At 51.1% G+C, this 19,689-nt stretch carries 22 protein-coding genes and 1 other annotated feature; of the genes, 1 reads left to right on the top strand and 21 read right to left on the bottom strand.

The window, feature by feature from the left end; genetic code table 11:
* Nucleotides 1-18: 18 nt before the first annotated feature.
* From amrS to pdxS, 18 genes are all read right to left on the bottom strand, one after another.
* Nucleotides 19-855 (bottom strand): AmmeMemoRadiSam system radical SAM enzyme, encoded by an 837-nt coding sequence (gene amrS, locus BLW33_RS12320; protein ID WP_090309347.1) that lies wholly within the window; start codon nt 853-855, stop codon nt 19-21.
* A gap of 150 nt (nt 856-1,005) precedes the next feature.
* A complete protein-coding gene (locus tag BLW33_RS12325) occupies nt 1,006-1,905 on the bottom strand; it encodes a DMT family transporter (RefSeq protein ID WP_090309349.1) in 900 nt (299 codons plus the stop codon).
* A gap of 104 nt (nt 1,906-2,009) precedes the next feature.
* Nucleotides 2,010-3,851 carry a bifunctional metallophosphatase/5'-nucleotidase gene (locus BLW33_RS12330; RefSeq protein WP_090309351.1) on the bottom strand — a complete coding sequence of 614 codons (1,842 nt, stop codon included), beginning with the start codon at nt 3,849-3,851 and terminating at the stop codon, nt 2,010-2,012.
* Nucleotides 3,852-3,923: 72 nt separating this feature from the next.
* On the bottom strand, nt 3,924-4,634 hold the full coding sequence (locus tag BLW33_RS12335) for a class I SAM-dependent methyltransferase (RefSeq protein WP_090309354.1): 711 nt from the start codon (nt 4,632-4,634) through the stop codon (nt 3,924-3,926).
* Between the two features lie 123 nt (nt 4,635-4,757).
* Nucleotides 4,758-5,237 carry a hypothetical protein gene (locus tag BLW33_RS12340; RefSeq protein ID WP_090309357.1) on the bottom strand — a complete coding sequence of 160 codons (480 nt, stop codon included), beginning with the start codon at nt 5,235-5,237 and terminating at the stop codon, nt 4,758-4,760.
* An 87-nt stretch (nt 5,238-5,324) separates the two neighbouring features.
* Complete coding sequence (locus BLW33_RS12345) at nt 5,325-6,125, bottom strand: ABC transporter ATP-binding protein (RefSeq protein WP_090309359.1); 801 nt, start codon at nt 6,123-6,125, stop codon at nt 5,325-5,327.
* A complete protein-coding gene (locus BLW33_RS12350; protein ID WP_090244904.1) occupies nt 6,118-7,005 on the bottom strand; it encodes an ABC transporter permease in 888 nt (295 codons plus the stop codon). Before BLW33_RS12350 ends, BLW33_RS12345 begins: the two co-directional genes overlap by 8 nt.
* 33 nt (nt 7,006-7,038) lie before the next feature.
* Nucleotides 7,039-8,046, bottom strand: coding sequence for an ABC transporter substrate-binding protein (locus BLW33_RS12355; protein WP_242911674.1), 1,008 nt, complete (start codon nt 8,044-8,046; stop codon nt 7,039-7,041).
* Between the two features lie 66 nt (nt 8,047-8,112).
* Nucleotides 8,113-8,357, bottom strand: a binding site (T-box leader).
* 59 nt (nt 8,358-8,416) lie between these two features.
* A complete protein-coding gene (locus BLW33_RS14405) occupies nt 8,417-8,992 on the bottom strand; it encodes an HNH endonuclease signature motif containing protein (protein WP_090309362.1) in 576 nt (191 codons plus the stop codon).
* A complete protein-coding gene (locus tag BLW33_RS14410; RefSeq protein WP_242911675.1) occupies nt 8,985-9,206 on the bottom strand; it encodes a PDDEXK nuclease domain-containing protein in 222 nt (73 codons plus the stop codon). Before BLW33_RS14410 ends, BLW33_RS14405 begins: the two co-directional genes overlap by 8 nt.
* Nucleotides 9,207-9,415: 209 nt before the next feature.
* The gene (locus BLW33_RS12370) at nt 9,416-9,964 is read right to left on the bottom strand and encodes a flavodoxin family protein (protein ID WP_090309365.1); all 549 of its coding nucleotides are present in this window, start codon (nt 9,962-9,964) and stop codon (nt 9,416-9,418) included.
* Nucleotides 9,965-9,982: 18 nt separating this feature from the next.
* Nucleotides 9,983-13,147: an AAA family ATPase gene (locus BLW33_RS12375; RefSeq protein ID WP_090309368.1), complete on the bottom strand. Its 3,165-nt coding sequence runs from the start codon at nt 13,145-13,147 to the stop codon at nt 9,983-9,985.
* Complete coding sequence (locus BLW33_RS12380; protein ID WP_090309371.1) at nt 13,134-14,294, bottom strand: exonuclease SbcCD subunit D; 1,161 nt, start codon at nt 14,292-14,294, stop codon at nt 13,134-13,136. The genes BLW33_RS12375 and BLW33_RS12380 overlap by 14 nt, the downstream gene beginning before the upstream one ends.
* A gap of 57 nt (nt 14,295-14,351) precedes the next feature.
* Nucleotides 14,352-14,879 (bottom strand): hypothetical protein, encoded by a 528-nt coding sequence (locus BLW33_RS12385; RefSeq protein ID WP_090309374.1) that lies wholly within the window; start codon nt 14,877-14,879, stop codon nt 14,352-14,354.
* 149 nt (nt 14,880-15,028) lie between these two features.
* On the bottom strand, nt 15,029-15,190 hold the full coding sequence (rd, locus tag BLW33_RS12390) for a rubredoxin (RefSeq protein ID WP_090244892.1): 162 nt from the start codon (nt 15,188-15,190) through the stop codon (nt 15,029-15,031).
* A gap of 50 nt (nt 15,191-15,240) precedes the next feature.
* Nucleotides 15,241-15,405 carry a rubredoxin gene (locus BLW33_RS12395; protein WP_090244978.1) on the bottom strand — a complete coding sequence of 55 codons (165 nt, stop codon included), beginning with the start codon at nt 15,403-15,405 and terminating at the stop codon, nt 15,241-15,243.
* Between the two features lie 70 nt (nt 15,406-15,475).
* Entirely contained in the window at nt 15,476-16,051 is a 576-nt protein-coding gene (gene pdxT / locus BLW33_RS12400) for a pyridoxal 5'-phosphate synthase glutaminase subunit PdxT (protein ID WP_090309376.1), read from the bottom strand.
* A gap of 2 nt (nt 16,052-16,053) precedes the next feature.
* Nucleotides 16,054-16,926, bottom strand: a complete 873-nt coding sequence (pdxS, locus tag BLW33_RS12405; protein ID WP_090309379.1) for a pyridoxal 5'-phosphate synthase lyase subunit PdxS — start codon at nt 16,924-16,926, stop codon at nt 16,054-16,056.
* A gap of 230 nt (nt 16,927-17,156) precedes the next feature.
* Here pdxS and BLW33_RS12410 point away from each other — a divergent pair, with 230 nt between their 5' ends.
* Entirely contained in the window at nt 17,157-17,957 is an 801-nt protein-coding gene (locus BLW33_RS12410; protein ID WP_090309381.1) for a 5'-methylthioadenosine/adenosylhomocysteine nucleosidase, read from the top strand.
* A gap of 76 nt (nt 17,958-18,033) precedes the next feature.
* Here BLW33_RS12410 and BLW33_RS12415 read toward each other — a convergent pair whose 3' ends face one another.
* The 3 genes from BLW33_RS12415 to BLW33_RS12425 form a co-directional block, all read right to left on the bottom strand.
* On the bottom strand, nt 18,034-18,360 hold the full coding sequence (locus BLW33_RS12415; protein WP_090309384.1) for a hypothetical protein: 327 nt from the start codon (nt 18,358-18,360) through the stop codon (nt 18,034-18,036).
* A gap of 160 nt (nt 18,361-18,520) precedes the next feature.
* Nucleotides 18,521-19,105, bottom strand: coding sequence for a glycosyltransferase family 2 protein (locus tag BLW33_RS12420; RefSeq protein WP_090309387.1), 585 nt, complete (start codon nt 19,103-19,105; stop codon nt 18,521-18,523).
* Nucleotides 19,106-19,387: 282 nt separating this feature from the next.
* A partial coding sequence (locus tag BLW33_RS12425) for an integrase core domain-containing protein (RefSeq protein WP_143032645.1) occupies nt 19,388-19,689 on the bottom strand: 302 nt, incomplete at its 5' end.

Below are 19,689 nucleotides of genomic sequence, written 5' to 3' on the forward strand. Positions count from 1 at the left end.
TGTAAAACCTTCCGTATTCTACAGCCCCATATTCCCTTCATAAACATCATTCAGGCTTCCCCGGGCCACCTCCGCCAGTCCATAGACCGTGCTCAGAGGGGTGGGATCATCCCGCCACATGAGGTGGGCGGGGAAGAACCGGGTGACGTGGAGGGGAATATCCGGACTCAGATGGGCAATCCACCGGGCCATGGCTTCCATCTCCCCGGGATCATCATTGAGCCCGGGCACCACCAGGGTGGTCAGCTCCACATGGCACCCCGCATCCACCGCCTGGGTGATGAAGGCCTTGACCACCTCTAGGGTGCCTCCCAAATTTTCGTATACTTCCTGGGTAAAACCCTTTAAGTCAATGTTGAGGGCGTCGATGTGGGGGAGGACCTGTCTTGTGATTTCCGGGGTGGCTGAACCATTGGTCACCAGGACGGTTTTCATGCCCCGGTCCTGGACCAACCTGGCAGCTTCCACCACAAATTCGTACCCGATGAGGGGTTCATTATAGGTAAAGGCCAGACCGATATTCCCCTGATGGCGCATCCCTTCTGCCCGGCGGGCCAGTTCTTCGGGGGAGAGGATCATCGCCTCTACATCCCGCCTTCCTGCCATGGCAATCCGGGCATTCTGACAGAAGGGACAGTGCAAATTACAGCCAAAACTGCCCACTGACAGAATAAGGCGGCCTGGATAAAAATGGCGCAGGGGCTTTTTCTCTATGGCGTCTAAGGCTAAAGCAGTAATAACCCCAGAATTAATGGGGAGGATCTTTCCCCCTTGATTTTGCCGACCGCGACAACGGCCAACCTGTCCCTCTGCTAACTGGCAATGGTGCATACAAACCGGACATATGGTTTTCATGGTGATCCCTTCCTTTTTCTGATAATAATCCTTCAATATTTTTAATGATTATATCAGATTAGTATTAACAACACCATAATTTACCCTTTAATTGTTTTTAATTGCAAAATTTTATAGGTTTTTCATAAAAAAAGAGCCCGATGGGCTCTTTTAATGCTTCTCCGGCACATCCTTCTGGCCAAAATCCCGATTGAGGACACCGACTGCCCCAATGACCAGGACGATCCCAAGGGTACTGGTTAAAGTAATGGGCTCACCATAGACCAGCACACCCACAATGGTCGCCACCACGGGTTCCAGACAGGCCAGAATGGCAGCCTTGCTCCCTTCCATTTTCGCCAGTCCATAGGTGTAACAGATATAAGGCAGCACATTGGTTACCAAACCACAAAGGAGAATCAGGGCCAGGGCCAGGGGACTATTCGCCATAACCATCAGCATATGTCCAAAGTCCACAAAGGGTAAAATACCCAGGGTTCCGAAAAGAAAAGCCCAGGCAGTCACTGAAAGGGAGTTGTAACGGGCAACCCCGTAGTGTCCAAAAACCGTATACAGAGAATACCCCAGTCCGGAGCCCAGTCCCAGCAGAATGCCTGTTAAAGTCAGGGTTTGGCCATTATCACCGATAATCCCTGTCACTAAAACACAGCCTCCAAAGGCCAGAAGCAGGGCAATGCCCTTCCCTCGGGTCATCCTTTCCTTGAAGAGCACGATGGAAAACAGCATAACGAAAATAGGGGAGGTGTACAGTAACACCGCCGCCACAGACATCCCCGTGATGGCAATACACTGAAGGTAGCAGAGATTAAAGCACACAAAACTCAAAATCCCCATTCCCATAAAGATCCACAGGTCCTTTACTTTAATGGGAATCGCCTCCCGGTCTTTGATAAAAAGCCACCCAAAGATACAAAGCGTCGTCATAATGGCCCGGACAAATATAATTTCACTATTGGTAAATCCCATGGCCGTCAGGGTATTGACAAAAACGCCGATAATCCCCCAAAAACTGGCCGCTAGAAGGACACTGAGTCCTGCTGACTTATTCATTCTTTTCCTCCTCCCCCCATCGACCTAAAGTCAAAACCTACATAGCTTATTGGACCAAGGTGCTGGGAAGTAAGATACCCAAGCTTTATTTTTGAGAATTCATACTAATCATTATAACATCGGGCAGTGCTTTCTTCAAGGTTGGCATCCAGTACAACCACGGGGACGGGGTTTTCCACACTGCCAAGTCCTGCATAATTATCCACCAGAATGTCCATTCCTATGAGGGTGATGGTGTGGGCCCCGGGGGAGAGCGATGGCAGTTTGCACTTTCCCGCCTCAGATCGCACCGTTTTGATTGGGCCATCGTCAACACGATAGGTCATCTCACCACTATAGGGCTTTCCACCCCACATAACTCTCAGGGTGGCATCGTAGGGACTGGGCTGATACTGCCCCACGGTCCGAATCCTGGGCCTCCAATCCCTGACTGACTTGGAATAATGCTTCAGGTAATGCCACAGTGCCGGTTCCAGCTCGCTGGTTTCACCCAAATCCTCTAAATCCATGAGCATGGTATAATCATCCCCCCCGATGATTTTGGCCTCATCCAGGGCGATGACAATGACACGGGTCCTATCCTGGGGATCTAAGGGTGTCTCTTCTCCCTCTAACGTGATGGCACGAACCCTTTGACCACCTGGGGCATCCGGATCATAATCCAGGGTGAATCCCGATATTTGGGGGAAACGGCCTGCCGCTCCCTGAAGCCGCCCCGTGTAAGGGTCCTGTCCAAGAATTCGAGAAACACCATTCTCCATGGCCTTGTACAGGACCGCTGGGGTTATCCGTGCAAAATAGAGTTTATTATCAAAGGGAAGGACCCGAATGCTATTTTCCCGGGTAATATTCCCCCGACATAAACGGGTTCGGATTCCGCCGCCATTCTGCATAGCGATAATGGGCAGACCCTGGTCTCCAAAATGTTTTTGAGCTGCCAGGGCCATGGCATCGGCCACGGCATCTCCAAGACTGGTTTCCGTCAGGCGGCCAACATTCACTCCCTCCACCGTTCCGCCCCAAAGGGTATGGGGTAGTTTCAGGGTCTGGTTATCCATCACATCCTTATATCGATTCTCCAGGGCTGCACGGACCCGAAGGACATTCTCATCGGGATCGACCCTTCCCCGAATCTCCTGGGGACGCAGCAGGATACTGGTCATCTTCCGGGTAAGGGGATCGATGGTCAGCCTCCCCACACGGCTGGCATAGCTGCCACTTTGAACGATAAGGGTATCCCCAACCCATCGGCCCGGTTCATTGGCGTGGCTGTGACCATCGATAATGACATCCAATCCCAAACCCACCATGGCCTGGGCCAGACCGTTACTGGAATCGGGAAGGCCTACCGAGGCATCGTTCCCCAGATGGGCCAGGGCGATGATAAAATCTGCCCCCTGGGCCTTAAGGGCCGCCACACATTCCCTGGCTGCGGGGATAGGGGGCGTCATGGTGATGCCGCCCTGTTCCCCGGGATATCCCTGGCTGCTTTGAGGAAAAAGGTCTGGGGTTCCCACACTAAAAAAACCGATGCGTTTCCCCCGGCGGGTAAACACGGCGGTTCTGCCATTATTAATGCACTGCCCATGATGGTACGTTTCTCCCTCAAGAATCCCCCGGCCATAACGTTGTCCGTTCGCCGACAGTAGGGGGAAGTGGGCGTACCGTGCATTCTCGACCAGATACCCATAGCCATAATCAAAATCATGATTCCCCACCGCTGCCACATCGTAATGGGCGGCGTTCATCATGGCGATCATGTCCTTTCCGGCACTCAGGCGGCTGAGAAGCCCTCCTTGGGTGGCATCTCCAGCATCCACTAACAGGGCCTCAGGATGGTAATGTTTCAATCCTCCAATGTGGGCAATACCAATGGCATGACTGCCGTTTCCTCGGAACACGCCATGGAGGTCTGTCGTAAAGTAGATAATGATGTGTGCTTCCATACTGCGTCAACCTCCTGTTGATTTTCCACAAAAGCCCCCGAAATATGACCTTTCGGGGGCTTTAATCCAACCTTATTTGCTTTTCTCGCCAATAAGCACTAATTGTCTGCAGCGTTTTATCCCATTTTTTTTAGCCATGGCTTCAATCTCTGCTGCGCGTTTCTTAAATTCCTGATATTGGGGCTGATCCTTCACCTTTTCAACCTTGTCCGAAATCTTTGCCGCCTTGGCCTGGAGTTTCTCATCCCATATGGAATCCGTTTCCTCGTCTTCAAAGATCATCAGATTCTCCAGACCCAGGGCCGCTACTGCTCGAATAATTTCAGCTTTTGGCCAGGTCGCCCCATGATGTTGTCCCAAAAGGGTGTCAATCTCACCACCTAAATGATGCAGCGAAACATGGGTTTTCCGGGGACCCTCCTGACCATCACAGGGCATCTCATTGACAATGAAGGTTCCTCCGGGTTTTAACACCCGCAGCATCTCCGAAAACACACGCTCTACATCCTCTACATGGTGTATGGAATTGGACAGGCACACGGTATCCATACTGTTCTCCGGCAAATCCAGATGCCCACCATCCATCACGTCAAAAAGGATATCACTGTCAGGGTATTTTTCCTTGGCCTCTGCAATGGTCTGTTCATCACAATCCACCGCCAGGATCGTGGTGTAATCCATCAGCCCGTCCTTTAGTTTAAAGGCGAATTCACCATAACGGGTCGCAATATCCAATACCCGTCCGCCATGCCGCATTGAAAGCTCTTTTTTTAATTGTTTCATCAACTGTCACCTCGCTGTTTAATTCCCAGCGACTCCTTTGTCATCCCTGTTTATTCTCTCTATTCAGTATAGACATTCCTGACCATCCCCTCAAGGGGAAAAAAGAATAAATTCTTGTATTGATTAAACACCCAGGTCCTTGGCTAGCTGATCCTCTGAAATATCATCCCCCATATCCCCAATGATATAGACAATGCTGTGATTCACCCGACTGAGGATGACTTCATTATTCATTTGACTGAATTCCGCCCGATAGGTCGTGTAATTTTGACCCTCGGTGGTCTTCTCTTTACTGGGATTCTCCGTTCCATAGCCCTTGACCAGGGTATCGTAATAGTTTTTAGCCTGATCCTCGGTCTGGAAATCGTAAAACCGAAGGGTAATGCTCTGGGAATCCTTCTTCTGTGCCTTTAAAGCGGTCAGTAATCCCTCTTCCTGGAGATTGGCTGTTAAGTCTGTTACCTCATATCCCTTTTCATTGGTTATGACTGTGAAGGCTGCCGCATTCGTCCCTTCTTTTGTTTCCGGTTCCCCGCAGCCTGCCAAAACCAACATACACAGCCCTGCCAAAAAAACGGTCAGCGCCATTTTAATTTTTTTCATGGGTTTTCCCCTCCTCATTGTGTCTTTTTCTCATTGTAAAGCATTTATACCAAAGGGTCAAGGACTGCCAAGGGGTTTTAAGGCAGGTTACATATTATTACCATCTTCAATGCTAATACTGGTGAATTTATCTGTCAGATCCTTGATGGAAACATTCCTTCGGGCTTCGCCAAAGAGGTCGAGAATCGCCTGTCCACGATACATCATGAGCAGACGGTTGCCGTAGTTTACGGCAAATTTTAAGTTGTGGGTAACCATGAGGGTAGTGAGGCCCTTTTCTTTAACGAAGCGGTCGGTCAGGGCCATGACCGTCTCACTGGAAGCAGGGTCCAGGGCGGCCGTGTGCTCGTCGAGGATGAGGAGGTCCAGGGGGGTCATGGTGGCCAGGAGCAGAGCCAGGGCTTGGCGCTGCCCACCGGAGAGGGCCCCGACGCTGACGGCCAGCTTATCCTCTAAGCCCATCCCCAGCAGTGTCAGTTGGCTGCGATAAAAATCCTTCCGGCGTTTATCTACCCCCAGTCCCAGGCCGAAGCCCTTGCCCTTGTTATCCGCCAAGGCCATATTTTCTAAAATGGTCATGGCGGCGCAGGTTCCCTTAGCGGGGTCCTGATACACCCGGCCGATGGTGGTCGAACGCTTATATTCCGGGATGTTTGTGATATCGACACCGTCCACGATCATCTTTCCGGAATCCACGGGAATGCTGCCACAGAGCAGATTGAGCATGGTGGTTTTTCCCGAACCGTTGGAGCCCACCACAGTGACAAATTGGCCATGGGGGATGGTCAGGTTAAAGTCATCAAAAACCGTCACCTCATTGACCGAGCCGGGATTAAAGGTTTTATGAATATGCTCCATTGCAATACGGGGTGTGATGTGTTCAGGCATTGGCTTTTCCCCTTCCGCTGAATCGATTATTGGCCACCAGGGCGATGGTGAAGATCACCGCCATCAGCAGTTTGAGATAATTGGTTGGCAAACCCAACTGCATGGCCAGGGTCAGACAGGCTTTGTAAATCATGGCCCCTAGAACAACGGCCAGGGTGGGTTTGATCAATTTCACCTTTTTGAAGAGATTAATCCCAATGATAACGGAAGCCAGGGCCATGACCACCATGCCGGTACCCGCCGCCACATTGGCGGACTCGGTTTGCTGGGCAAAGATGCAGCCCGACAGGGCCGTACAGCCATTGCCGATGGCCAGCCCGATAATCTTCATTTTCCCGGGGTCTTTCCCCAGGGAAATCACATAGGTGGGATTATCCCCAGCCGCCCGCAGGAGCATCCCAGACTTGGTTTTCAGGTATACATCCATGATTAGCTTCACAGCGATACACAAAAGCCCTGCCGTCAAAATAACCGCTAAATCACTGCCCATCAGACGCCCTAAACCGGTGGTAAAAATGGTGGGCATATCAAAGAAGGGCATCACTGCCGAGCCCCCGGTGAGGGCCAGGTTCACGCTCCATAGCCCCGTCATCACCAGAATACCGGAAAGCAAATCCGTAATCCCCAGGCGCACATTGAGAAAACCGGTGACGCAGCCAGCGGCTGCTCCGGCGATAAAGGCGAGGATACAGGCCACCCAGGGGTTCACCCCCAGGGTGATGAGGACGGCAGCGGCGCACATGCCCAGGGGGAAGGTCCCATCCACGGACAAATCGGGAAACCCCAATACCGTGTAGGTAATATAGACCCCCATGGCCATGACGCCATAGATAAAGCCCTCTTCTAATACATTAATGACCAAACCGCTGATGATATCCATAATGATTCCATCACTCCTTATTCATAGTTGTAATTATTTGCTGATGTTTGTGGCTGTGGACAGATCTGTGGGCAGGCTTAACCCCAGTTTTTCCATGACTGTCTTGTTATACACCGGCGAAAAAGTCTCCGCCTGGTACACGGGCATTTCAGAGGCCTTGGCTTCACCCTTTAAAATCTTAGCCGCCATTTTTCCAGTTTCTTTACCCAGGGCCACATAGTCAATCCCTTCAGAGGCCAGACAGCCATTTTTTACCTGTTCTTCTTCCGATCCAAAGACCGGAATCCCGGCACCATCAGCGGCATTGAGGACTGTGGTCAGATTATCCACCACGTTGTTATCTGTAAAATTATTGAAGCAGTCCACCTTTTTAGAGACCAGGGTCGCTGCACCCGCCGCTACCTCCGAAGCATTGGTCACCCCCAGGGCTTCAACCTCAAAGCCATAGGCCGGTGCGATTTCCTTGAATTTTTCCAGCTGGGAAACAGAATTGGGTTCGCTGGTAGTGTACAAAATCCCAATTTTCTTGGCGCTCGGAAGGAAGGCACGGATCATCTTGATTTGGGCCTCCAGGGGCAGAACATCTGAAGAACCAGTGGCGTTGTTTTCCGGCTTGGCCAGGCTTTTCACCAGACCGGCGGATACCGGATCGGACACTGCCGTAAACACCGTGGGAATATCCGATCCCTTGGCGGCGGAGTAAGCGGCCATGGCTGCTGGCGTAGCCACCCCGCAGATCAGATTGTACTTTTTAGAGACCATATTCTTAGCGATAGTTTCCGCATTGGCATTATCGTTCTGGGCATTCTGAAAGTCAATGGTCAGATTATCCCCTTCAGTATAGCCCCCTTCTTTAAGGCCTTCCTTAAAGCCCTCGGTGCAATTGTCCAGGGAGGGATGGGAGGCGTATTGAATGATGCCAACGGTGCTTTTCCCTTCGCTGCTTCCCCCGGTGCTGCCACCGCTACAACCGGTGGCCACCCCACCGAGTACGAGTAATGCTGCTACAGATAGTGCTGCTTTTTTCATAAACCGATTCATTGTTTGACCTCTTTCGTTTCTATTATTTTTCCCAAAAAACACGATATCCCCCGAATCCTTACGGATCCGAGGGACAGATTATCATTGATTCTGCGGTACCACCCTGGGTTGGCGCGCATGCGCCCGCTTGCTCCGCATACCATCATATGCGCTCCCTTTATAACAGGTGGAGGTCCCGTCAGGAAATACTTACCTTTCTTTCCTGCCCTCATAAGGCCATTGGGTCGGTGGTGGGGTACTGCCTTTCACCAAGTGGCAGCTCTCTTTAACCTTTCCAGTCCGACTTACTTACCCTTATTCGACGGTTTATTTGGGTTTAGATTGTTTTTCATTATATCCCTTTGGGGGAGGGGTGTCAAGGGGGTATTTTTTAAAGATTTAGTATTGCTTTTGATAATAAATACCATTTTTTAATTAACCCATCCTCCAAAAGTTCTTCATTTTCTACCACTATTTTTAAAAAGTAGCCAGTCAAACCATCCCATTCTAACAAATCGCCAGGTTCATGTAATTGCCAATTCAACTGTTCCAATGTCCATTGACTTTTCACCATATTGTGCATCATTGATGTTGTAACCCAATTAGATGGCTCATCCAGTCCACCCATCGCAATGGGATCCACATGGTCAAGGGTAGGTGCCAATTCCCAGAAAGCCGGGTGGGTTTCTGTCATTTTCCAGTGGGATTGATAGGGGAATTCTTCAGAAAAAAATACCGATATAGTTTTTAACATTCCAATATTAACCAAGCGATCCCCAGAATATCGATCAATGAAACCATCTCTCATAAACACTTCACACATCTGTTCATCTGAATAAGTACGCCTTGATTTTTTTATTCTTTTAAATGGATATTCTTGTTCGATCCAGTCAATTGCCTCTTGCTTATTATTATTAATGAGGCTTCTAGCAATATCTTCAATAATTTTCGCTTTAGGTTTATTCATTCTTTTCAGCCTTCAATACTTGATATTCGGATTGTTGTTCTCTCCATAATTCTTCTGTCGGAATATATCGTCTATATCTGGATGCCCAAATTTGTATTGACCTTTCAGGCAGGGTATACTTAACCACTGATTCGCTTTTATCTGCACAAAGTACGATCCCAATCGGTGGATTATTCCCTTCATTATAAAACCGACAGGCTTTTTCATTTTCCACACCTATTAATAGTCAATAATGTGTCCCGTTCAATTCTCTAAGCAGTGTGTAGCTATTTGGAAAAGTTAGATAAAATTGACGCATATTTTACAGATTTACAACCGTAACGCCTTTTCCAAAATCCAAAGTCATTGGCATGACAGTTCTTCAAGCAATTTCCCATCAAAGGATCTATCTTTATACTAATAGTGCTTTAATAGCCTTCCATCCTAAGGATAAACCCGATCCGCCAGTTTTTTCAGCCTTGCCTTAGCTTCCTCATTTTCCTCAAAGGGGATCCGGTCGGTATTGGGAATCTCCACCGCACCGGCGGGGCTGGCCTTCAGGTCGTTCTGATACCAGCGCATGGTGGCGTAGACGCTGACAAACTGATCGTCGTAGGCCCTGGCACCGCCCAGGGCGATGATGGCGACCTTTTTAGGGTTAACATTTTCTTTATTTGCCAGGTTAAAAAAGACCTGCCCCCGGTCGATGAAGTTTTTGAGCTTGGCCGGAAAGGCGGAAAAATACACCGGAGCGGCCATGATGATGAGGTCCGCTGCCATGATTTCGGGGTAGAGGGCCGTCATATCATCCTGTTGGACACATTCTCCAGGGTGCTTGGCACAGTATTCACAGGCGATACAAGGTTTAATATTCACCTGGTTGATATCAATGCGGTTAACGGCGGGAGCCCCCAGACATTCCAAGAAGTAATCCAGGGCACCGGCTGTATTGTGATGGCTGCGATGGCTGCCCATAATAGCAACGATTTTCATTGAGTATACCTGCTTTCTTTAAATGAGATGGAGGCGGCTGCCCGCCTCTGTTTTTTCCACAATAACCTGGGCATCTACTCGCTCCTTGAGCTCCTCTACATGGGAGATGATGCCCACCGTTCGGCCCGTGGTGCGGATGCGGGCCAGGCAATTCATGGCTTTATCCAGGGCGTCCTTATCCAGGGTGGCAAAGCCCTCATCGATAAAGATGGTTTCCAGGGAGATCCCCCCGGCAGTAGATTGGATAATATCTGACAGACCCAGGGCCATGGACAGGGCGGCGACAAAGGTTTCTCCTCCGGAGAGGGATGCGGCGCTCCGGGCCCTACCGGTGTAAGCGTCGTCCACCTCAATTTCCAGGCCATGGCTGCTTTTATCCCCATGGTTTCCAGCAATCATCAGGTGATAGCGCCCGTTGCTGCTTTCTTCTAAAAAGCCGTTGGCGGCCTCCAGGATATCGCTTAAATAAGCTGAAAGGATATAGTTTTCCAGTTTAATTTTAGGCTTCCCGGAAACCTTCCCCTTAATGGTATCTCCCAGCTCAGTGAGAATTTCCAGCTTTTGGCGCACCTGACGGCGTTTTTCCTCCAGACTTCCTAGCTTGTTCACTTGGTTGCCGTTTATCCGTCTGCGCTGGGTGATTTGACTAATGGCCTCCCGCAGGCCCCCTAAAGCTTCCTCAATGGCCACCTTTTCCCTTTGAAGAACCTGGAGATCCACCGGTGTTTTTCCGGCAAGCTCGCCTTCAAAGCCTTTTAAGAGGGCGGTGTTGGTGGCACAGCTTTGGTCGTAGGCCGCCAGGGTCTCGGCCATGGCCTCCAAATCCTCTGACTTTAAGCTGTGGTAGGCCTGATAATCAATCCGCGTGAATCCGGCGGTATCCAGGGCGGCGATAAAGGCCTTCTCCCGAGTATCCCGCTGGGTCCTAGCCTCCTCGGTCTGCTTTTCAAGGCTCTGGCGTATTCCTTCCAATCCCCCCAGGGTTTCCCGGGACTGGGCCAGCTCCTTTAAAATACCCTCTGCCTGACGTTGGCGCCGTTGCACCCCTTCTCTTAAGGTTTCTCCACCTTGGAGAATATCCTCAATCTGCCCTTGTCCACCATCAGGCAGGAGGGTGATTTCCAGATCCCTGGCCTGGTCCTCAATCTCTCGCCACTTGGATTGGAGGATACCATTGCTTTCATTTAAGGCTGTTTTTGCACCTTCGTAGGCGGCTTCAATGGATTGCCCCTGGCTCAAGGCTTTTTCCAGACCTTGCAATTGTTCTTCTTTTGTCCGGATGTCTTGGCGCAGGGCTTTGAGACGGCCCTCTTCATCCTTATAACGCTCCCGGAGCTGGTCTCTGGTTTTTTGAAGAGCTTCAATTTCCTGGTCCAGGGCTATGGGGTCTGGCAGCTGGGGCTCCCGGTTAAGGGCGATCAATTGACCTTCAATCTCCCCGCGTTTAGCCTGTTTTTCCCGGGTATGGAAGGCGTTTTGCTCCGCCATGGCAGCCAGCCGTCCGCTGAGCCGGCTGCATGCTTCTCGGGCTTTTTTTAAATCCTCGCTGGTGGCCAGAGCTTCCAGAGGGATGGCAGGATCGGGGTGGTGGATCGCCCCACATACCGGACAGGGTGCGCCATCCTGTAAATGCTTGGCCAGCTCTCCCGCCGCGGATTCCTGTTGAATACGCTCGATGCGGTCCCGTTCCTGCTCCCACTGCTTAAGCTCCTGCTTCACCCCCAGGCGCTCCCGGTCCATTTCCTTTAAAGCCGCCCGGGATGCGTTCATTTTTTCAAGAGCTTCCTGGATAGCGGCCAGACCATCGATATGGGTAGTCAGGGTCGTGCCCTCTTCCCGGATATCCACCTGCTCACCCTGACCCTTTAGCAGGGCTTTCCGGTCTCCAGACAGAGCTTCCTCCAAAAGTGCTTTTTCCCTTATTTTGGCGGCTAATTCCTCCTGGCTCTTTTGAAGGGCTTCCATGGCCCCCTGGTGCTCTTTGTGCCGAGAGGAAACGCCCTCAAACGCCTCCAACTGCTTGGATAGTTCCCCAAGCCTCCGGGCCCGGGCCTCCATCTCCTCGGTTTCCCGCTTATAGGCGGGGTCCTCCACCTGGGCCGCCTGGGCCTCCAGGCTTTTCTGGGCCTGGAGCTGGGCCTGGATGGCTTTTTCCTGCTGGGTTAATTCAGCTTTTACCTGTTGGTGATGGTGGATTTCCTCCTGGTAGCGTTTTTCCAGGGGCCGAATATCCAAGGCCCTACGGCCCCGTTCCCGCTGGTGTCCCAGAGCAGCCATCTCCTGGCTTTTTGCCTTCATAAGCTCAGCTTGTTCCTTTTCTTCCTCCCAGGCCTTAAACCGGGCGTTCAAACTTTCTCCAGCCCCCAGCTGGGCTAATACCCCCTGTAGTCGACTGTTCTGTTTTTCCAGGGCTTCCCCCAGGGCTTCGGCTTCCGCCTGATCTGCCTGATCCTGGGCTGATACCAAAAGCAGCAGGGCATCCAGGGTATGGCTCTGCTCCGCAATGGCATGGGCCAGGGGAGAGTCCGGAATGGCTAAAAGGGCCTGCTCCTCCCGAAGACGATCGTGTTCCAACTGCTCGAAGGCCATCCGGACCCGGCCGGTGTGCTCCTCCACCCTCTGGGCGAAGGATTCAAAGATATCCAGACGAAAGATGCTCTTTAACAGAGCTTGGCGTTCATTACGGCTGGCTTTTAGGAGCCGGCTGAATTCCCCCTGGGGCAACAGCACAATCTGCCTGAATTGGGCGTAGGAAAGGCCGATAATTTCTCCAATGGCGACATCCACCTCCTCCACAGCACTGGCCATAAGATGTTCTTCTCCCTCCACCAGCTGGTACAATGCCACCTCGTGCTTTTGGGCGACAATCCGGTTTCCCCGCTGGCTCTTCCTGCGCTGCTCCGGTATCCGGTGGATACGGTAGGTCTGTGCCCCGACGGCAAAGGTGAAGTCCACACTGGCCAGGGCGTCGTCCCCCACAAAGTCGCTTTTTAATCCCTTGGCCAGACGGTCCGGGCTGCTGGCCTCGTGGTAAAGGGCGTAGCAAATGGCATCAAAGAGAGTGGTTTTTCCGCTGCCTGTGGGACCACTGATGAGAAAGAGGGCCTCATTCAGTCTGGAAAAATCCAGAGATTCATCAATAAAGGGACCAAAATTTTGTACAATCAGCTTAATGGGTCTCATGGGTTTCCTCCATAATCTCCCGGGCCACCGCCTGCTTTTCGGGGGTTAGGGGCTCTCCGTGAATTTGCTCGTAGAAGTCCTCAAAGAGGGCCAGAGGGTCAGACAGCCGTTCTTTAATCCGTTTGGTGGTGGTGCTTCCCCTGGAAATACTTTGGCTTTGGTACTCCATCTCCAGCACATTGGGATAGACCTTTTTTAGCTGCTCCATGGGATTCAAGCGCCGCACGCCATCGGTGAGAATCACCTTGATGTAATCCTCCCGCCCTGGGTGATCTAGAGCAGAAGCCCCGGTGAGGTCATCCAGGGTGCCGATGAGAATGGCCATATCCCGGAGAGTGGGAAGGGACTTGGTGCGAATATCCACCTCTCCACTCCCGTCCATATCCACCAGGGTAACGGATTTATGCTGATTGACCTCGGAGAAGGAGTATTTAAACAGGGAGCCAGCGTAGCGAATGCGGTCATCCCCAACCCTTTGGGGGCGATGGAGATGGCCCAGAGCCACGTAATCAAAGGCCCGGAAGAGGGAGGACCGGGCAAAGGAGATTCCGCCGATTTCAATGGGCCGGACAGAGTCATCCAAATCCCCATCCTCAGGCAAATGGCTGAGAATCATGCCATGGGTAATGAGGACGTGGCGCAGGGAGGGGTCCATACGCTTTTCAATATCTTCCAAAATAGCCGCGTACATATCCTGATAATCCCGGACGCTTTCCTCTCCGGTAATATCCCGATATTCCACAGGCTTGACAAAGGGAACGGGCCAAAAGGCGACGCCACCTTGGCCATCCTCCAGGACGATGGGCTCCGGACTGGGCGTAAAGACCCCTCGGATATACAGACCCCGTTTTTCCAAAATACCACTGGTAAAGGCCAGGCGCTGGCCGCCGTCGTGATTTCCCCCGATGATAATCGTCGGAATTTTCAGCTCTAAAATAACGGTGTCCAGAATGTCATCCACCAAAGACAGGGCCTCCCGGGAGGGGATAGAGCGGTCGTATAAATCCCCGGCGATGATGAGGACATCCGGCAGTTCCCGGCGAAGGAGAGCCCTGAGACCCTCTAAAATAGCCGCCTGGTCCCCCAGGAGACTGCGCTGATTTAAGAAGCGTCCGATGTGCCAGTCGGAGGTATGGAGTATTTTCATGGGACTTTCATCCTTTCTGCTTAGTGAAAAAGGCCAGCACAAGCTGGCCCCCAAACACTACTTCTTTTTCTTACTGCCGGATACGGCCTTCTGATTGCTTTCCACCAATTGCTTGACTTCTTTGAAGAATTTGGGAGAGCACTGAATTTTAACACTCTTCTTCCCGCCGCTCACCCGATAGGTAATGACGTATTTTGCCATCCCCTCGATGGCTCCAACGGTAAGATTTTGGGGCTTACCCGCGGTGTTTTTATAATTCTCTTCCTTCACGACCCCCAGAAAATCCTTGGTGGGAATATCTGCGACCTGCTTATTCCAAAATAAAATCTTGCGATCCACGGTCAGCTTCGCGTGACTTAACAGCATATCAAAACTGGTGGAGATATAGCGCAGTACGAAGATGAAGAGAAGGATCATGATAGCCAGGGCAGCAATCCCAATTCCCGTTTTAAGGGCGTAGTCCTCAATCGATCCTGCAAATCGATCATACAATAGGATATAGGCGATGACGAATACCCCGATCCCTACCATAATCATTGGGCTAAATTCCCGCATCCTTACATTTTCCCTTGCTTTTACAGCCATGTCCATTGTACTCCTTTTTCCGTTATGTTCCTTCTATTATACCGTAAACTACCGGGATTACCAATGCTCTTTTTCGAAGTCCCCCGGAACCAAAAACCGCTTTTAAAAAAACCGCCCCAAAGGAGCGGTTCATTCATCATTTTATGGATTTATTCGACAGGCTCAAAGGATTCTTTGCCGACGCCGCAATCCGGACATTCCCAATCTTCAGGGACATTTTCCCAAGCTGTACCAGCGGGCACGCCGTTTGTGGGATCACCCACTTCGGGATCATAGATATAACCACAGACATCACATACATATTTTTGCATCGTAACTTCCTCCACTATTTTTGATTTATTATACGTTGGAAAACTTAAACCTATCGGTCATGTTTTTCAAAATACTCCTTACCCAGCTGACACCAGGGACAGACCCAATCCTCCGGGACTTGTTCCCAGGGGGTGCCGGCAGGGATGCCGTGGGCGGGATCGCCCTCTTCAGGATTATAGATGTAATTGCAGACGACACAGATATATTTATCCAATGCGCTCATACCTCCACCTTTTTTCTTTCTTATTATACTCCTTCTAAGGTGGAAAAAACAAGTAAATTTTTTATATCCCGCAGAAGTTCCTGATAAAATACTGATGGAATCGCTCATCTCCAGTGACCTCAGGATGAAAGGCTGTGGCCAAAAGCTTAAAACCCTGACGGGCGGCAACAATATGCCCGTCCACCCTGGACAGCACCGTCACCTGGGGGCCCACGCTTTTAATGTAGGGTGCCCGGATAAAGGCCAGGGGAATGGGGGAGGGGGATACCTCTTCAATGGTAGTCTGGGTGGTAAAGCTGTCCAGCTGGGTACCGTAGGCATTGCGGCGCACCGCCATGTCCATCACCCCCAAGTGGGACGCTTCCCCTTCAATTTTCCGGGCTAACAGAATCAGACCCGCACAGGTTCCCCATACCGGTAATCCTCCCTGGATTTTTTCTTTAAGGGGTGCCATTAAATGGAAATCCCTCAGCAGCTTTGCCATGGTGGTGCTTTCACCTCCGGGCAGGATCAGTCCGGATAACCCCTCAAAGCCGAGGGCGGTTTTAACGGGCCGGGCCTCTGCCCCACAGGCCCTCAAAGCATCCAAATGCTCGGTAACGGCCCCCTGGAGGGAGAGGACCCCCACAATCGCCACCGCTACCAGCCCCGTTTGGCATAAAGCTGGGATTCTGGGATTTCCCGGATATCCACACCAGACATGGCCTTGCCCAGGCCCTCTGAAACCTGGGCCAGAATATCCGGATCATCATAGTAGGCCGTGGCCTTCACAATGGCTCGTCCCACCTTTTCCGGATTGGCAGATTTAAAGATGCCCGAGCCCACAAAGACCCCCTCGCTGCCCAACTGCATCATCAGTGCGGCGTCAGCCGGAGTAGCAATTCCCCCTGCGGAAAAATTAACCACGGGCAAATGACCCTCCCGATGGACAGCGCACACCAGCTCGTAGGGCGCTCCCATTTCCTTGGCAGCGGTCATCAGCTCATCCTGATTCAGCCCGACGATCCGGCGGATATCCGCCTGGATGGTGCGCATATGGCGGACGGCTTCCACCACATTGCCGGTGCCCGCTTCACCCTTTGTCCGGATCATGGAGGCTCCTTCACCAATGCGTCTCAGGGCTTCCCCCAAATTTCGCGCCCCACAGACAAAGGGCACCTTAAAGGCTTTTTTATCGATATGGTACTGATCATCCGCCGGGGTAAGGACCTCGCTTTCGTCAATATAATCCACCCCCAGGGCCTCTAAAATTCGGGCTTCTGCCAAATGACCGATACGGGCTTTGGCCATCACCGGAATGGTCACCGCTGCCTGTATTTCCCGAATCATCTTCGGGTCAGACATCCGGGCCACGCCACCTTCCTTTCGAATATCCGAGGGAACCCGTTCCAGAGCCATCACGGCGACAGCACCGCAATCCTGGGCGATTTTTGCCTCCTCCGGTGTGGTGACGTCCATAATGACGCCCCCCTTAAACATCTGTGCTAAATTCTGATTTAAATTCTGAGTCATCGCTTTGCCTTCTATCACGAAACCTGCAGGTTTTTGGTATTTCTCTGAGATTAGGTTTCATTATAGCCCTTCCTGATGCCAACGCAACAACCAGTTTTAGAGTTTTTAATGGGTTCAGTTTGGGCAGCAACGAACAGGCAGACCCTTTTATTCACCCTTTCCTATGGAAAAACCCAGGAGTTTCCCGTATAATAGAATTAATTCTAAGGAATAAAGGATGGTAAATTACAATGAAAAAATCAAAGGGTTTATGGCTTGGTTCTCTGACCGCTCTGGGAGCCGCTGCCTCACTGGGCCGCTTTTTCTATGACAAACAACGCAACTCTGATAAAAAGACCTATGGCATTATCTGCGCCATGGAAAGTGAAGTAGCACCCCTGCGGGAGGCTATGGACATCAATCGGACCAAAGAAATTTCCGGCTTGATTTTTTACCAAGGGATGATTGGACGCCAGCGGGTGGTGCTGGTTCAATGTGGGGTCGGTAAGGTCAACGCAGCACTGTGTGCGGAGGTCCTATGTACCTGCTTTGACGTGGACATCCTCATCAACACAGGGGTGGCCGGTACTCCGGATCCCCAGATTAGGCAGGGGGATATCGTCATTTCCACCCAGGCCGTCCATCACGATATGGATGCAACGCCCCTGGGTTTTGCTAAGGGCGAGGTTCCGGATATGGATATGATTTACTTCCAGGCCGATAACGATTTAGTGGCCAAGGCCCGAAGTGCCGCAGAAACAAGCGATATCGGCGATGCCCGGGTCTTTGAAGGCACCATTGCCAGCGGCGACCAATTTATCGCCGGAGAGGAACAAACCGCTCCCATTGTTAAGAACTTTGCCCCCAAGGCCGTGGAAATGGAAGGGGCTGCCATCGCCCATGTGGCCTGGGCCAATAAAGTTCCCTTCGTCATCATCCGTTCCATCAGTGACAATGCTGACGGCAGCGCCCCCTTATCCTATCCGGAATTCTTACCCATCGCCGCCCGGAATTCCTGCGCTGTGGTCGCGGCCATGCTGGCCATGGACTAAGGCATTCCGATATCCACCGCTAAAAAAACCGTGAGTCCTCTGCATCACAGAGGGTTCACGGTTTTTATTCAGATTTTTATTTTTCGCCTTTTTTCTCAATTTTAGCGGCTTCTTTATCGAGGGCATATTCCCGTCGATTATCCTGATCAAAAGCATGAATTTCATCCCTGATTTCACGCCTGCGTTCCTTTTCTTCTTTTCGGGCGTCCCGGGCATCTTCTCGGGTGCCTGCCACATCGGCCTTTGCTGCCGCCTTTTCCTTTTGATGTGCGGACTTGACCTCTTCCTTCATCTGCTGCTTAAGGTCCTTGGCAAATTCATGCTCTTCTTTGCGTTCCTCCCACAGGGATTCCCGCTGTTCCCGACGTGATTCTTTACAATCAATGCTTTCCTTTGAACTCATGATAAATCCTCCTTTTGTAATTCGCAGACCAATACCCTTACCTGGCATTCGTCTGTGTTGTACGAATAACCAATAATGACTTATCTTCTCAAACCTTGTTATTGAGTATATCCAGACAAGATAAGGTTCTCCTTAACCACAAAGAGTGGTTCAGCAGGGATTAAGAAAGCACCACACAAGGAAAGCCCTCCCGGGACAGGTGCCGATAAAATCGGTGGGATGGCCCCGTGGGTTGGCAGGGCTGGGTTAGAAGGGTATCCCCACAAATGGCAGGGACTCCTAAAATGCCAATACCTGTTTCTGGCCAGGTATAACCGGTAAAAAGCTGATGCCACCACCCCAAAAGGTGATGCTTTATACCGGTACCTTTTTTAGCGGAACCCTCGAGCACCAAGGTATTTGGCAGGGATTCTAAAGCATCAGCCACCTGAACGATGGCCTCTGGGGTAGCGGACAGGGGAGTGGCCACTATAATATAGCCAATACTGATGGGGTAATGATTTTGGGCATGATGGACCCCTGTTTTGATGGCTTCGCCCACGCCTTTTTTTACCCGATGGGTCAGAACGGTACATCCGGTCCGCTGTAATGCCCGAAAAATACGGACATTCTCCGGACCACTTCCATCATCCACTATAATAATGGGGTAATCCCATTGGCTCCGAATGGCATCCACTAAAGCCGGAAGCCGACCATCTGGAGACTGTATGGGAATAATGACACTGGGTAATGTGACTTCATACATTCCAGCTTCCTCCTTTATCGTCTTAATTAAAAAAAGCCGCTTCAAGCGGCTGGGGGAATCCTGTTTGGAATGCACCACCCGGGCCCCTTACGGGGCCGGCAATGCATCATGTAAATAGAAAGGAAAGGTGTTGAACCGTTGCTTGTCCTTGCGGCTTCAACAGGTATTATTAAACACCTCCCAGGTGAACTCAGTGTGAACTCAATGTGACGGTTATTTGAAAAAAGAAAGCCTTAAGGAATGGAATTGTCAATAAAAGTTTAGTCCCATCGGCAAGGAGAATTATGCAGCAACAGTACAGTGGTAAAGTGCCCGCTTAGAGAGCGGCGGGAGACCATCGTTGGTGCTGTAAATCCGACGATGATTATAGTATTGGATATATCTAAAGATAATCGTCTTGACCATCTCCTGGGTCATCTTCATCGTATCAATACGATAAAGTTTTTCTTTCTTGAGCGTTGCGAAAAAGCTCTCCATCCGGGCGTTATCATAGCATCGACCAACACTGCTCATACTTTGGATTGCGCCCTTTGCAGCCAATGCGGTTCGGAAGGCTGTGCTTGTAAATTGCGACCCACGATCCG

It is taken from the genome of Eubacterium aggregans (assembly GCF_900107815.1).
Classification (GTDB): Bacteria; Bacillota; Clostridia; order Eubacteriales; family Eubacteriaceae; genus Eubacterium_O; species Eubacterium_O aggregans.

Excerpts from the sequence above, each read along its gene's own strand:
- amrS (WP_090309347.1), bottom strand. The coding sequence starts at position 855 with ATGAAAACCATATGTCCGGTTTGTATGCACCATTGCCAGTTAGCAGAG.
- BLW33_RS12325 (WP_090309349.1), bottom strand. The coding sequence starts at position 1,905 with ATGAATAAGTCAGCAGGACTCAGTGTCCTTCTAGCGGCCAGTTTTTGG.
- BLW33_RS12330 (WP_090309351.1), bottom strand. The coding sequence starts at position 3,851 with ATGGAAGCACACATCATTATCTACTTTACGACAGACCTCCATGGCGTG.
- BLW33_RS12335 (WP_090309354.1), bottom strand. The coding sequence starts at position 4,634 with ATGAAACAATTAAAAAAAGAGCTTTCAATGCGGCATGGCGGACGGGTA.
- BLW33_RS12340 (WP_090309357.1), bottom strand. The coding sequence starts at position 5,237 with ATGAAAAAAATTAAAATGGCGCTGACCGTTTTTTTGGCAGGGCTGTGT.
- BLW33_RS12345 (WP_090309359.1), bottom strand. The coding sequence starts at position 6,125 with ATGCCTGAACACATCACACCCCGTATTGCAATGGAGCATATTCATAAA.
- BLW33_RS12350 (WP_090244904.1), bottom strand. The coding sequence starts at position 7,005 with ATGGATATCATCAGCGGTTTGGTCATTAATGTATTAGAAGAGGGCTTT.
- BLW33_RS12355 (WP_242911674.1), bottom strand. The coding sequence starts at position 8,046 with ATGAATCGGTTTATGAAAAAAGCAGCACTATCTGTAGCAGCATTACTC.
- BLW33_RS14405 (WP_090309362.1), bottom strand. The coding sequence starts at position 8,992 with ATGAATAAACCTAAAGCGAAAATTATTGAAGATATTGCTAGAAGCCTC.
- BLW33_RS12370 (WP_090309365.1), bottom strand. The coding sequence starts at position 9,964 with ATGAAAATCGTTGCTATTATGGGCAGCCATCGCAGCCATCACAATACA.
- BLW33_RS12375 (WP_090309368.1), bottom strand. The coding sequence starts at position 13,147 with ATGAGACCCATTAAGCTGATTGTACAAAATTTTGGTCCCTTTATTGAT.
- BLW33_RS12380 (WP_090309371.1), bottom strand. The coding sequence starts at position 14,294 with ATGAAAATACTCCATACCTCCGACTGGCACATCGGACGCTTCTTAAAT.
- BLW33_RS12385 (WP_090309374.1), bottom strand. The coding sequence starts at position 14,879 with ATGGCTGTAAAAGCAAGGGAAAATGTAAGGATGCGGGAATTTAGCCCA.
- rd (WP_090244892.1), bottom strand. The coding sequence starts at position 15,190 with ATGCAAAAATATGTATGTGATGTCTGTGGTTATATCTATGATCCCGAA.
- pdxS (WP_090309379.1), bottom strand. The coding sequence starts at position 16,926 with ATGACTCAGAATTTAAATCAGAATTTAGCACAGATGTTTAAGGGGGGC.
- BLW33_RS12410 (WP_090309381.1), top strand. The coding sequence starts at position 17,157 with ATGAAAAAATCAAAGGGTTTATGGCTTGGTTCTCTGACCGCTCTGGGA.
- BLW33_RS12415 (WP_090309384.1), bottom strand. The coding sequence starts at position 18,360 with ATGAGTTCAAAGGAAAGCATTGATTGTAAAGAATCACGTCGGGAACAG.
- BLW33_RS12420 (WP_090309387.1), bottom strand. The coding sequence starts at position 19,105 with ATGTATGAAGTCACATTACCCAGTGTCATTATTCCCATACAGTCTCCA.